The organism is Listeria immobilis (assembly GCF_014322845.1).
Classification (GTDB): domain Bacteria; phylum Bacillota; class Bacilli; order Lactobacillales; family Listeriaceae; genus Listeria; species Listeria immobilis.
Genome location: NZ_JAASUA010000005.1, coordinates 57,237 through 70,072, shown reverse-complemented (window position 1 = coordinate 70,072; position 12,836 = coordinate 57,237). Strand labels below are relative to the sequence as shown.

Genomic DNA, 12,836 nt, shown 5'->3' with positions numbered 1-12,836 from the left:
GGGGAAATTCAAATGGAAGAGAAATATGTTAGACAGGATTTAAATGTGTTTGGGATGACCTGTGCTGCCTGTTCTACAAGAATTGAAAAGTCATTAAATAAAGCGGATGGCGTTGAAAAAGCCAATGTGAATTTAGTGACTGAAAATGCCGCTGTTTATTATGATCCAGAAGTGACAACACCAGAGGAACTCATTAAAGTTGTAAAACATGCTGGTTATGATGCAGCAGAGAAAATGTCTAAAGAAGAAAAAGATGCTGTACTAGAGAAAAATTTCCAAAAAGAAGTACGTCGGTTTGTACTTTCCGCCATTCTTTCTTTACCACTTTTATTAACAATGGTTACACATATTCCTTACATTCATGAAATGGCGTTTGCAGAAACTATTGGCAACTGGATTACACCAACTGTACAATTAGTGTTAGCAACAATTGTTCAATTTTATATTGGCTGGCGGTTTTATGATGGTGCGTATAAAGCTTTACGTGGTAAAAGTGCCAATATGGATGTTTTAGTAGCGCTAGGGACTTCCGCAGCATACTTTTATAGTGTAGTAGAATATATTCGTCATATGATTGATCCAAGTGTCATGCCACACTATTATTTTGAAACAAGTGCGGTGTTGATTACATTGATTTTACTTGGGAAATTACTTGAGTCTCATGCAACTTCTAGAACAACGGAATCAATTGCAGGTTTACTTGAATTACAAGCAAAAGAAGCAACTGTTATTCGTGAAGGAAAAGAATGGTTAGTTCCGGTAGATTCCCTTAAAATCGGTGATATTATTTTAGTTCGTCCTGGTGAAAAAGTACCAATGGATGCAGAAATAATTTCAGGGGAAACAAGTGTTGATGAAGCGATGATTACCGGAGAACCAGTTCCTGTTGAGAAGAAACCTGGTGATTCTGTTATTGGTGCAACAATTAACTTTGATGGCGCCTTCCAAGCTAAAATCACTAAACGAATGGAAGAAACAGTCTTAGAGTCAATTATTCGCTTGGTAGAAGAAGCGCAAGGTATTAAAGCACCAATTCAACGTTTAGCAGATAAGATTTCTGGAATTTTTGTACCAATTGTACTTGGAATTGCAGCTATAACATTTATCATCTGGTACATTGTAACTGGAACGGTTGACGGCTCTCTGGAAGCTGCAATTGCTGTATTAGTTATTGCTTGTCCCTGTGCGCTCGGTCTAGCAACTCCTACAGCTATTATGGCTGGAACTGGTAAAGGTGCAGAAAGTGGGATATTATTTAAAGGTGGAGAACATTTAGAACGTACTTCCAAAGTAGATATGGTTGTTTTTGATAAAACTGGTACTTTAACAGAAGGAAAATTAGAAGTAAGTGATAAGAAAGCTGCGCATGACCAATTTTTCCCGTATCTGTTTTTAATGGAACAACAGTCTGAACATCCGATAGCAAAAGCAATCATTCAAATGCTAGAAGAGGAAAATATCGATACATCCATGATTAAACAAGGCAGAATTCGTGCTAAAGCTGGACACGGAATGACCGGGAATCTAAATGAACAAAAAATAGAACTCGGAGCTTATCGTTATATTTCTTCACTCACAACGATTCCAAAAGAAGAAGATGCATTAATAGAAAGTTGGATGCATGCAGGTAAAACAGTTGTCGCAATGGCAATTGATGGTGTATATGCTGGTGCGCTCGCATTATCAGATACACCGCGACCAGAAGCAAAAGAAGCAATTCAAAAATTACAAGCACAAGGAATAAAAACAGCTATTTGTTCCGGCGATCAATCTGTTGTCGTAGAAAATATGGCAAAAGACTTAGGTACAGATATGTTTTTTGCAGAGCAGTTACCAAATGATAAAAGTACACTAGTAGAAAAATTACAAAAAGAAGGACATATCGTTGCCTTCGTTGGTGATGGAATTAATGATGCTCCAGCGCTTGCAGCAAGTGATATTGGAATAAGTATAGGTACAGGAACAGATATTGCGATTGAAACTGGTGATGTCACACTCGTTAGTCATCGTTTAACACTTATTCCTGAAACAGTAGAACTTTCTAGAGCAACCATGCGCAACATTCGTCAAAACTTTTTCTGGGCACTCGCTTATAACTGTGCGGGTATCCCAATCGCGGCACTTGGCTTGTTAGCACCATGGGTAGCTGGACTTGCAATGGCATTTAGTTCCGTTTCCGTTGTAACTAATGCTTTACGACTAAAAAGATATAAATTCAAATCATAGGAGGAAATAAAAATGGAAAAACTAACTTTAAAAATTGAAGGTATGACTTGTGGACACTGTGAGGCAAGAGTAACAAAAGCATTGGAAGAAGTAGCAGGTGTCACTAATGCAAAAGTATCTCTAGAAGAAGGAAGAGCAACCGTTGAATTTGAAAATGGCAAAGTAACAGAAGACACTTTAATCGACGCGGTAGAAGAAGCAGGTTATGAAGTAGCTTAATTAGTAAGCAAGAGGGATTCATCACTGAATCCCTCTTTTTTGTAGTATCCGAAAAAAAGATACCAAAATGTAGGGAAAACTGGTAAAATAAATGAGTTAAATAAAATGTGCTAGTGGTAGTTGCATTTTACATAGAAAGTGGTGAACAAAGGATGGAACAACCCCCACAACAAAATGAAAAAGACAAAGAACCAAAACAAGGACCAGGTAATGGTTATGTGAAAATGAAATTATTTCCTTTTATCATGCTATTATTTGCGTTTGTATTCATTACCGCATTAGTAACGACGATTGTTACTTCAGTAGGGGATGATAAACAAGTAAAAGTAACCATTCCAGAACGAAAAGAATTTACTAAATTATACGACGTTTATGACGAAATTACATCTAAGTATTACAAAGATACCGATTCCACTAAAATGGTGGATGGGGCGATAACTGGAATGGTAAATTCACTAGAGGATCCCTATTCTAGCTTTATGTCAAAAAAAGAATCCAGTGAATTTAATGACACCATTTCTTCTAGTTTTGAAGGGATAGGCGCAGAAATTCAAGAAAAAGATGGAGCGATTACTGTTGTTTCGCCAATCAAAAACTCTCCCGCTGAAAAGGCCGGACTACAACCGCAAGATGTGATTACTAAAGTTGATGGAAAATCACTAAAAGGTGATACCGCAACAGAAGCAACACAAAAAATTCGCGGTGAAAAAGGAACAAAAGTAACACTAACTATTCAACGTGCTAGTGAAGATAAACCATTTGACGTGACCATTACTCGAGACGAAATTCCAATTGAAACGGTCTATAAAGAAATGGGAAATGATAAAATTGCCCACGTGACTATTAGTACTTTTTCAGAAACAACCTATGATGAATTAGAAAAAGCACTTAAAGCACTTGAAAAAGATGGAATGAAAGGTCTTGTAATTGATTTGCGTGGGAATCCAGGCGGTCTATTAGATCAAGCTGTTTCTATCTCCAGTTTATTTGTTCCTGATGGTAAAGTTGTTGTGCAAGAAGAAACTAAAGATGGTGAAAAATCAGCAATAAAAGCCGATAGTAGTTCGCATGACGGCTATAAAGTAAAAGTACCAACTACAATGCTAATTGATGGCGGAAGTGCTAGTGCATCTGAAATTCTTGCCGGCGCTGCAAAAGAATCTGGCGGAATAAAACTCGTTGGTGCGAAGTCGTTTGGTAAAGGAACTGTTCAAACGGCGACTACTTTGTCGGATGAGTCTACACTAAAACTTACCATTGCTAAATGGCTAACACCAGATGGCGAGTGGATTCATGAAAAAGGTATCACCCCAGATGAAGTGGTTAAAATGCCTGCATATGCAACAATGACTATACCTTCTTCGTCCAAAGTTTATCAAGTGGATGATTTCGGTGATGATGTAAAAACAATAGAAACATTGCTTAAAGCGCTTGATTATAATGTTGGTAAAGTAGATGGCCTATATGATTTAGATACTAAATATGCGGTCGAACGATTCCAAGCAGCTAATAAATTGGACGTTACAGGAATTATGACAGGTGTTACAACAGATAAATTAGTAGAATTAACCCAAAAACATTTAAAAGAAAACGATCCTCAATTACAAAAAGCAAAAGCCTTGGTGAAATAAGCCGACAACTTTTTTGAAAACAGGAGGTAACTAAATGGAAACCTATTTAGAGATTGAAACATTAATCAAACGAATTTTTAATAGTTTTCGCCATGAAGTAGAAGCTGTTCTAGATAAAAGATTAAGCGGAAGTGAGTACCGCGTGTTAAGTTTGATTTCCAGTGGACTAACAAAAACCTCAGAGCTAGCAAAAACACTAGATGTATCTGCTAGTCATATCACTGCGATTACAGATACATTAGTGGAAGAAGCCTACATTACACGTCACCGTTCGGAAGTAGATAGACGGATAATCGAACTTCGACTAACACCTGAAGCAGAGAAATTTGTAAAAGAAATTGATAAAAAGAAAAAGGAAATGATTGTAAAACGATTTGCTGTTTTTTCTGAACAAGAACAAGCAGAATTTCGTCAGTTGCTAAAAAAATTAGCTGATGGTGCTAACCAATAAAATAGTTTTTCCCGTAGTTTTTAATAAGCTACGGGATTTTTTTATGTATTTTTACTTTACAACGAAAGCAATCTTCGTTATACTTCTATTTAAAGTTGCTCTAGGGAAACATTTTTAGTTAAGAGTAAATTTTAGTCTTAAGGGAAAAGGAGAGTTCATATGAATATTCAAAATCTAACAATATCCTATAAACAAAAAGTCGCAATAGATAATGTATCACTTCAAATAGCATCAAGTAAACTAACTGGAATAATTGGTCCAAATGGTGCCGGGAAATCCACTTTATTAAAAGGGATGATGGGATTGATTCCTAGAGAAAATGGCCAAATAATATTGGATGGAGTACCACTTTCTACTTGGCGGAAAAAGATTGCTTACGTTCCTCAAAGAAGTGAGGTGGACTTAACCTTTCCAATTACTGTGTTGGATATGGTTCTACTTGGGACATATCCAACACTTGGACTGGTAAAGCGCCCAGGAAAAAAAGAAAAACAAATTGCATTAGAGGCACTAGAACAAGTTGAAATGACCTCCTTTCGAAAACGACAAATTGGAGAGCTTTCTGGTGGACAATTACAACGGGTTTTTATCGCACGAGCATTAGCGCAACATGCAGAAATTTTCTTTTTAGATGAACCTTTTGCCGGAATTGATATGACGAGCGAAGCGTTGATTATGAAATTATTAAAAAAGTGGAGGGATAGTGGAAAAACGATAGTCGTCGTTCATCATGATTTTCATAAAGTAGCTGCTTATTTTGATGAAATTATTTTACTCAATAAAAAATTAATTGCTCACGGACTTGTTGAACAAACTTTTACAGAAGATAATATTAAAACGGCTTATGGTGATGCGCCAATCGCCTTTGCAGAGGGGGTATAGAGATGCTTTTTTTAGAAGGATTAATGCAGTATAGTTTTTTACAAAAGGCGTTGATTACATCGGTTACAGTAGGAATTGTTTCAGGCGTAATTGGAAGTTTTATTATTTTGCGAGGAATGTCGTTAATGGGGGATGCGATTTCCCATGCAGTACTACCAGGTGTAGCGATTTCTTATATGCTTGGAATTAATTTCTTTATTGGTGCAGCGACATTTGGAATTGCCGCAGCACTTGGAATTGGTTTTGTAAATCAGAAAAGTCGAATTAAAAATGATACGGCAATCGGCATTGTTTTTAGTGCGTTTTTTGCGCTAGGAATCATTTTAATATCTTTTGCAAAAAGTAGTACTGATTTGTACCATATATTATTTGGAAATGTGCTGGCTGTTCGTAGTTCGGATATGTGGATGACGATTGTAATTGCAATTATTGTAATCTCATTTGTAGCATTATTTTATAAAGAGTTTTTAGTTAGTTCCTTTGATCCAGTGATGGCAGAAGCATACGGACTAAATGTAAAATTTTTGCATTATTTTTTGATGCTTTTACTAACATTAGTTACAGTATCTGCTTTACAAACTGTTGGAATTATTCTCGTTGTGGCAATGTTAATTACACCAGCAGCAACTGCTTATTTACTTACTAATAAGTTATCTAAAATGATTATTCTTGCATCTTCTTTTGGGGCAGTGAGTGCAATTGTAGGTTTGTACTTTAGTTATATTTTTAACTTAGCTTCTGGGGCGGCGATGGTTTTAGTCGCAACGATTTTATTCTTTATTGCCTTTTTATTTGCACCAAAACAAGGCGTATTATTTTCAAAAAAGAGGGAGGTTGTCGAATGAAAAAAATAATTGTTATGTCACTCGTTTTATTAATGGTTGTACTTGCAGGTTGTTCATCCGAAGAGAAACAGACAGCAAAAGATGGGAAATTAAATGTGGTTGCAACTTATTCGATTTTAGCAGATATTGTCAAAAATGTTGGTGGAGACAAAATTGCATTGCATAGTATCGTTCCGGTTGGGGTGGACCCGCATGAATATGACCCACTGCCAGCAAATATTCAAAGTGCTGCTGATGCCGATTTAATTTTTTATAACGGTTTGAATTTAGAAACTGGAAATGGCTGGTTTGACCGGATGCTAGAAACTGCCAATAAATCTCGAGACGATAAAGACCAAGTGGTGGAGTTAAGTAAAGGTGTAAAACCAAAATATTTAACTGAAAAAGGAAAGACATCAGAAACCGATCCCCACGCATGGTTGGATCTTCATAACGGGATTATTTATACAGAAAATGTACTTGATGCACTAGTAAAAGCAGATCCGGATAATGCTACTTATTATAAGGAACGTGCGGAGAAATATATTACTAAACTAGCCACACTTGATAAAGAGGCAAAACAAAAATTTGCTGACTTGCCAGAAAATCAAAAAACATTAGTAACAAGTGAAGGAGCTTTTAAATATTTTGCAGCTAGATATGGTTTAAAAGCAGCTTATATTTGGGAAATTAACACAGAAAGCCAAGGGACGCCAGAACAAATGAAACAAATAGTTGGCATTGTCGAAAAAGAACAGGTGCCGAATTTATTTGTGGAAACTAGTGTGGATCCAAGAAGTATGGAAAGTGTTTCTAAAGAGACAGGGGTACCTATTTTCGCTAAAATTTTTACAGATTCTACAGCAAAAAAAGGAGAAGTTGGAGACACTTACTTAGAGATGATGCGTTATAATTTAGATAAAATTCATGATGGCCTCGCAAATTAAAAAGAACGACAGAGACAGTTTTGCCCCTCAAAATCCAATTTTTGGGGGAGACAAAATTCTCTGTTGTTCTTTCTATTGTAATGCAAGTTTTCGTTCTGTTTTCCGGACACGGATGGATAAAATAATTGCGGCAACGAATAGGCCAGTACTTAAGCCAATCCAATAGCCGAATGGTCCTAAGTTCGTAAATGATAGCCCATAACCTACTGGAAGACCAATTATCCAGTAAGAAATAAAAGCAACTACCGAAGTAACGGCAACATCTTTATAACCCCGCAGCGCTCCAAGAACAGGGGATAATACGGCATCAGCAAATTGAAATAAAATCGCGTATACAAGAAATTGCATAATTAAATCAATCAGCGCTGGATCATCGGTATAAAAACCAGCAATCGTTTCTCGGAAGAAAAATAATATTGCCCCATTTATACAACCGATTAAAATCGCAGCGGTCATTCCAATATGACGATATTGTTTTGCATCGGTTAAACGTTTAGCACCTGTTTCGTACCCACCAAGAATAGTTAAAGTGGAAGCAACACTAAGCGGAAAGGCGTAAAGTAGCGTACAAACACTATTAGCAGATTGGTGAGCCGCAATCGTTTCTGTCCCAAATGCCCCCATTAAAATTGTTACCGCTGAAAAGATACTTGTTTCAAATAAAATTGTGAGGCCATTCGGAACACCAATACCAATAATTTCTTTCATTTTGGAAAAGTGAATCGCTGTAAATCCTTTAAAGATACCAAAATTGCGCAACCTAGCTTGAGATTGAATTAAAATAACACTGACTAAAACTACTAGCCAATACGTTATACCTGTTGCATATCCACTACCTGCTCCTCCCATTTCCGGAAAGCCAAAGTTTCCAAAAATAAAACAGTAGTTTAAAAAGATATTAAAAGGAACCGTACAAAGCGTTATTAACATGGTTACTCTAGTTAGTCCAAGTGAATCAATAAATGATCGTAATATAGCAGAAATAAAAAAAGCAGGTATTCCAATACAAATCCCATTTAAGAAATGGCGAGCAATCGTTGCTACTTCCTCTGTAATTGGCATATGCGTTAGAATAGTTGGGACAATCAAGAAATTAACAAGTATTAAAATTATAGCTAAAATAATGGCAATATAAAGCCCGTTATGTACGGTGTTTTTCACTTCTTTTTCTTTTTTTGCTCCAATTAATTGCGCCACAATCGGTGTAATCGCCATAAGTAATCCTGAAAAGGCTGCATTAATAGGCGACCAAAAAGAACTTCCAATTGCCACACCAGCAAGCGCCTGGTTAGAATAGTTCCCGCTCATTGTTGTATCAAAAAAGGTCATTGAAAATAAGGTTAGTTGTGTAATCACAATTGGCGAGAAAATGATTAAAAACTGTTTCCATTTTGCACGATAAGTAGCTGTTTGTTGCAAATAATCATCTCCTTTAACATCACTCCAAATTATAGCATAAAATCTGGCGTTTGGTGGCGCAACGAAAACTTTTACTTTCCCATAACTACTATCTTTGCTATAATGGAGGTCTGTGGCAGGGGCATTACTCTGCGGGTTGGGAGAGGGACAATTTCATAATGAGGGAAAAGTATGCAGAAATTTTTCAACAAAGTATTTCGGCTGAACGAACATAAGACCAATATCCGGACAGAGTTTTTGGCTGGTATGATTGGCTTTTTTACGGTGACATATATTATTGTCGTAAATAGTTCGATTTTGGCTGAAGCGGGAGTTCCTTATCAAGGCGCAATACTGGCGACGATTTTTATCTCGGCAGCAGGCTGTTTGATTATGGGATTTTGGTCGAATGCACCACTTATTATAATTCCAGGTATGGGGATTAATGCGCTCTTTGCGTATAACCTTGTAGGTGGAATGGGACTAAGTTGGCAGGTAGCGCTTGCAGCCGTCACAATAAGTGGATTGCTATTTATGATTCTTGCATTTACACCACTTGCGGGAAAACTAAATCAAGCCATTCCGCTAATTTTAAAGCAAGCTATTACCGTTGGGCTTGGTTTATTTTTAGTCTTTCTAGGGCTGGAAAAAGGCGAAATTGTTACACGCGGAAAGCATAGCATTATCGCGCTCGGAGATTTAGGTGACCCATTTGTTTTAGCAACGCTTGTGACACTTTTACTTACGATGATTCTTATTATTCGTAAAGTTCCTGGGGCTTTCTTATGGAGTTTAATAATTGGAACGATTGTAGGTGTATTATTTGGCATCACAAATACGACCAGTGCTGCGAATTTAAGTGTAGCACCATGGAGTGATGTGTTGTTTAAAGGCGATTTTTCCGGAATGGCGAGTATTAACTTTTGGAGTGCTGTTTTTACGATGACAATGGTTATTGTGTTTGAAACAGTTGGTCTAACAAATGGTCAAGTTAGGCAGCTAAAACAAACCGAGAAACTACCACGAGTCTTAAAAGCAAGCTCTTTCACTGTTTTTTTATCTGGCTTATTTGGAACAAGTCCAACCGTTTCCGCATTAGAAAGTGGCTCTATGGCAGCTAGTGGAGCAAAAACAGGTCTTGCAAGTGTAACAACGGGGCTTTTCTTTATTGCCTCACTGTTCTTAATGCCAGTGATATCTTTTATTCCAAATAGCGCGATTGCACCAGTTTTAATTGTGATTGGGATGTCCATGCTACAAGAATTTAAAGAAATGGACTTATCAAGTGCGGCAGAGACTTTTTCAGCATTACTTATTATTGTGCTTATCCCATTAACGTATAGTATTGCAGACGGAATTGCGGCTGGTTTTATTGCGTATCCAATTCTTCGTGTTTTCACGAAAAATAAAGAGCGAACTTCACCAGTCATGTATGTAATTGCTGCTTTATTTTTGCTTCAATTTATCATACAATAACTAAAGAAGTATGGCGCGCTTGTTGTTTCGACTTGCGCGCGCATACTTTTATCTAACCGATGTGAAATGAGGGTTCGGAAAATGTATTATTATCTAATTACCCTAGCCGTAATTGCGCTAGATCAATTGACTAAATGGATTGTTGTTCAAAACATGGAAATTGGTCAAAAAATAGAAGTTATCCCTGGTTTTCTATACTGGACAAGTTACCGTAATAACGGAGCAGCTTGGAGTATTTTAGAAGGGCATATGTGGTTTTTCTATCTTATTACTGTTATTGTTATTGGAATTATAATTTATATTATGCAAAAATATGCCAAAGGAAAACGACTATTTTCTGTTAGTTTAGCGTTTATTTTAGGTGGTGCAATTGGTAATTTTATCGACCGGGTCTTGCATCAAGAAGTAGTAGATTTTGTCCAAACTGTATGGGGAAATTATTATTTTCCTATTTTCAATGTGGCAGATGCCTCGCTTTCAGTTGGTGTCGTACTGATGCTCGTGTATGTTTTTATTGACGACCGCAAAACGAAAGGAATTAAATAATGCAGAATGAAAGATTAATTATAGAAGAGAGTCATGCACGTGAACGGATTGATAAAGCAGTTGCTGAATTAACTGGAAAAAGCCGTTCAGCCATTCAATTAATGCTGAAAAGTGGAGATATTACTGTAAACGGAGAAGTAGCTAAGCCCAATTATAAAGTACAAGTTGGTGATGAAATTCTGCTAGAAGTTCGTGAACCGGAAGAATTAGAAGTACTCGCAGAAGATATTCCGCTAGATATTTACTTTGAAGATAAAGATATGCTTGTTGTAAATAAACCTGAAGGAATGGTGGTTCATCCTTCAGCAGGACATGCGAGTGGTACACTTGTTAATGCGCTTCTTTTTCATTGTGATGATTTATCGGGTATTAATGGCAAAATTCGTCCAGGGATTGTCCATCGTATTGATAAAGATACTTCTGGCTTACTTATGGTGGCTAAAAATGACCATGCGCACGAATCGCTTGCTAAACAATTGAAAGATAAAACTTCTGATAGAGAATATATAGCACTGGTTCATGGTGACATTGTTCATCAAAAAGGAACTATTGAGGCTCCAATCGGACGTGCAAAAGAAGATCGTCAAAAAATGGCTGTAGTTCGTGATGGCAAGGAAGCAAGAACTCATTTTGAAGTTATTGAACGATTAGAAGGTTATACACTTATTAATTGTAAACTGGATACAGGTCGAACACACCAAATCCGTGTGCATCTAAAGTATATCGGACATCCACTAGCTGGTGATCCTAAATATGGTCCTAAAAATACGATAAAGGGTAATGGTCAATTTCTTCATGCAGCAAAATTAGGATTCGACCACCCAACAACTAAGGAACGTATGACATTTGAAGCACCGCTACCAAGTTCTTTTGAAGCGGCATTAAAAGCGTTGCGTCAAGAATCATAATAGAAATTAAAGCAAAGTGCTTTTATAAAAAATTAGCAGAAATCTGATATAATCCATTTAAAAAGATGGCTTTATATATTGATTTCTGCTTTTTATGTACCTGTTTTTTTAAAATGACATTTCGTTAGTTTTAATGATGTTGAATTGATCTGTGGCTTATTATAGTGAATAATAATGGCATCATTATAAATGCAAATAAAACGAAGAGAGACTCTACAGCAAGGAAGAATAGTTAAAAGAGGCAGGGAGATTTTCAATGGTTTTGCGGAGAAAATGGGGAAACTTAAAAAAAACCACAAAAAAAGAATCATCTATTTGGCGATTCTTCTCTTTCTTACTATAAAGATACCCTTTTTTTGTTTTTGTTTGTTTGGAGCTTAAATCAATTAGCGCAAAGGGGCTTCTTTTGATTTCTGGATTTAAATGGCCTTCGCGGACTAATTTTTGGCGCTGTTTTTTTGCTTTAGATGTAGCCATAAGTTTGGCCTCCTTTATTTTAATATTATTAGTATAACATAGTTTGGATTTTTTTATTGACAAGGAAAGTTCAATCAGGTAAGATTAGTTTAATGAAATAAAGTCCTTTAACATAGTCCAGAGAGGCTAAGAAGGTGACGATAATTGACGGGATATTTATATACTCGTACACGTTCCCTTGCTTATACTGGCAGAGGGTTATTTTTTTGCACAAAAGGAGCGATTTCGGATGCAAAAACAAGTAGTTGTCATGGATGAAGCAGCAATCAAACGCGCGCTTACTCGTGTAAGTTACGAAATTATTGAGCGAAATAAAGGTACTCAAAATTTAGCTCTTGTTGGCATTAAAACACGAGGCATTTATTTAGCGCAAAGACTTCATACACGTATTCTTGAAATCGAGGGAATAGATATTCCAGTTGGCGATATTGATATTACCCTTTACCGAGATGATTTATCTTTCAAAGATGATGCCACTCGAGAACCCGCTGTCCATGGTACGAATATTCCTTTTGATATCAATGGAAAGAAAGTAGTACTTGTCGATGATGTGCTTTATACCGGTCGAACAGTGCGTGCCGCAATGGACGCGCTAATGGATGTGGGTAGACCAGCACAAATTCATTTAGCTGTTCTTGCAGATCGTGGTCATAGAGAACTGCCAATCAGAGCAGATTATGTTGGGAAAAATATACCAACGTCTGGGAATGAACGAGTGGAAGTTCGGCTAACGGATGTAGATCATGCAGAAGATGCAGTAATTATTAACAAAAACGAATAAATGTAACACTTTTTTAAAAGCAGTCCTGTGAGGCTGACAAAGAGTGATTAATTTCTATAGGGGATTATTC

At 36.8% G+C, this 12,836-nt stretch carries 13 protein-coding genes; 11 read left to right on the top strand and 2 right to left on the bottom strand.

What is annotated here, in order from left to right; genetic code table 11:
* Positions 1-12: 12 nt before the first annotated feature.
* The 7 genes from HCJ45_RS08065 (at position 13) to HCJ45_RS08035 (ending at position 7,180) form a co-directional block, all read left to right on the top strand.
* Positions 13-2,226 (top strand): heavy metal translocating P-type ATPase, encoded by a 2,214-nt coding sequence (locus HCJ45_RS08065; RefSeq protein ID WP_187124463.1) that lies wholly within the window; start codon positions 13-15, stop codon positions 2,224-2,226.
* 12 nt (positions 2,227-2,238) lie between these two features.
* The gene (locus HCJ45_RS08060) at positions 2,239-2,445 is read left to right on the top strand and encodes a CopZ family metallochaperone (RefSeq protein WP_187124462.1); all 207 of its coding nucleotides are present in this window, start codon (positions 2,239-2,241) and stop codon (positions 2,443-2,445) included.
* Positions 2,446-2,597: 152 nt separating this feature from the next.
* Complete coding sequence (locus HCJ45_RS08055; RefSeq protein WP_185397858.1) at positions 2,598-4,076, top strand: lmo1851 family serine protease; 1,479 nt, start codon at positions 2,598-2,600, stop codon at positions 4,074-4,076.
* A 34-nt stretch (positions 4,077-4,110) separates the two neighbouring features.
* Positions 4,111-4,527, top strand: a complete 417-nt coding sequence (locus HCJ45_RS08050; RefSeq protein ID WP_185380771.1) for a MarR family winged helix-turn-helix transcriptional regulator — start codon at positions 4,111-4,113, stop codon at positions 4,525-4,527.
* A gap of 159 nt (positions 4,528-4,686) precedes the next feature.
* Entirely contained in the window at positions 4,687-5,409 is a 723-nt protein-coding gene (locus HCJ45_RS08045) for a metal ABC transporter ATP-binding protein (RefSeq protein ID WP_187124461.1), read from the top strand.
* A 2-nt stretch (positions 5,410-5,411) separates the two neighbouring features.
* The gene (locus HCJ45_RS08040) at positions 5,412-6,254 is read left to right on the top strand and encodes a metal ABC transporter permease (RefSeq protein ID WP_185397856.1); all 843 of its coding nucleotides are present in this window, start codon (positions 5,412-5,414) and stop codon (positions 6,252-6,254) included.
* A complete protein-coding gene (locus HCJ45_RS08035) occupies positions 6,251-7,180 on the top strand; it encodes a metal ABC transporter substrate-binding protein (RefSeq protein ID WP_187124460.1) in 930 nt (309 codons plus the stop codon). Before HCJ45_RS08040 ends, HCJ45_RS08035 begins: the two co-directional genes overlap by 4 nt.
* A gap of 72 nt (positions 7,181-7,252) precedes the next feature.
* Here HCJ45_RS08035 and HCJ45_RS08030 read toward each other — a convergent pair whose 3' ends face one another.
* Complete coding sequence (locus HCJ45_RS08030) at positions 7,253-8,599, bottom strand: MATE family efflux transporter (protein WP_187124459.1); 1,347 nt, start codon at positions 8,597-8,599, stop codon at positions 7,253-7,255.
* 171 nt (positions 8,600-8,770) lie between these two features.
* Between HCJ45_RS08030 and HCJ45_RS08025 the strand changes: the two genes are divergently transcribed.
* The 3 genes from HCJ45_RS08025 (at position 8,771) to HCJ45_RS08015 (ending at position 11,508) form a co-directional block, all read left to right on the top strand.
* The gene (locus HCJ45_RS08025) at positions 8,771-10,054 is read left to right on the top strand and encodes an NCS2 family permease (RefSeq protein ID WP_003720164.1); all 1,284 of its coding nucleotides are present in this window, start codon (positions 8,771-8,773) and stop codon (positions 10,052-10,054) included.
* 81 nt (positions 10,055-10,135) lie between these two features.
* A complete protein-coding gene (gene lspA, locus HCJ45_RS08020; protein WP_185345123.1) occupies positions 10,136-10,600 on the top strand; it encodes a signal peptidase II in 465 nt (154 codons plus the stop codon).
* Positions 10,600-11,508 (top strand): RluA family pseudouridine synthase, encoded by a 909-nt coding sequence (locus tag HCJ45_RS08015; protein ID WP_187124458.1) that lies wholly within the window; start codon positions 10,600-10,602, stop codon positions 11,506-11,508. The genes lspA and HCJ45_RS08015 overlap by 1 nt, the downstream gene beginning before the upstream one ends.
* Before the next feature lie 213 nt (positions 11,509-11,721).
* On the opposite strand, the gene HCJ45_RS08010 is transcribed toward HCJ45_RS08015, so the two are convergent.
* Positions 11,722-11,985 carry a hypothetical protein gene (locus HCJ45_RS08010; protein WP_187124457.1) on the bottom strand — a complete coding sequence of 88 codons (264 nt, stop codon included), beginning with the start codon at positions 11,983-11,985 and terminating at the stop codon, positions 11,722-11,724.
* A gap of 229 nt (positions 11,986-12,214) precedes the next feature.
* Here HCJ45_RS08010 and pyrR point away from each other — a divergent pair, with 229 nt between their 5' ends.
* A complete protein-coding gene (gene pyrR, locus HCJ45_RS08005) occupies positions 12,215-12,766 on the top strand; it encodes a bifunctional pyr operon transcriptional regulator/uracil phosphoribosyltransferase PyrR (RefSeq protein WP_003720158.1) in 552 nt (183 codons plus the stop codon).
* Positions 12,767-12,836: the final 70 nt, after the last annotated feature.

Excerpts from the sequence above, each read along its gene's own strand:
- HCJ45_RS08065 (WP_187124463.1), top strand. The coding sequence starts at position 13 with ATGGAAGAGAAATATGTTAGACAGGATTTAAATGTGTTTGGGATGACC.
- HCJ45_RS08060 (WP_187124462.1), top strand. The coding sequence starts at position 2,239 with ATGGAAAAACTAACTTTAAAAATTGAAGGTATGACTTGTGGACACTGT.
- HCJ45_RS08055 (WP_185397858.1), top strand. The coding sequence starts at position 2,598 with ATGGAACAACCCCCACAACAAAATGAAAAAGACAAAGAACCAAAACAA.
- HCJ45_RS08050 (WP_185380771.1), top strand. The coding sequence starts at position 4,111 with ATGGAAACCTATTTAGAGATTGAAACATTAATCAAACGAATTTTTAAT.
- HCJ45_RS08045 (WP_187124461.1), top strand. The coding sequence starts at position 4,687 with ATGAATATTCAAAATCTAACAATATCCTATAAACAAAAAGTCGCAATA.
- HCJ45_RS08040 (WP_185397856.1), top strand. The coding sequence starts at position 5,412 with ATGCTTTTTTTAGAAGGATTAATGCAGTATAGTTTTTTACAAAAGGCG.
- HCJ45_RS08035 (WP_187124460.1), top strand. The coding sequence starts at position 6,251 with ATGAAAAAAATAATTGTTATGTCACTCGTTTTATTAATGGTTGTACTT.
- HCJ45_RS08025 (WP_003720164.1), top strand. The coding sequence starts at position 8,771 with ATGCAGAAATTTTTCAACAAAGTATTTCGGCTGAACGAACATAAGACC.
- lspA (WP_185345123.1), top strand. The coding sequence starts at position 10,136 with ATGTATTATTATCTAATTACCCTAGCCGTAATTGCGCTAGATCAATTG.
- HCJ45_RS08015 (WP_187124458.1), top strand. The coding sequence starts at position 10,600 with ATGCAGAATGAAAGATTAATTATAGAAGAGAGTCATGCACGTGAACGG.
- HCJ45_RS08010 (WP_187124457.1), bottom strand. The coding sequence starts at position 11,985 with ATGGCTACATCTAAAGCAAAAAAACAGCGCCAAAAATTAGTCCGCGAA.
- pyrR (WP_003720158.1), top strand. The coding sequence starts at position 12,215 with ATGCAAAAACAAGTAGTTGTCATGGATGAAGCAGCAATCAAACGCGCG.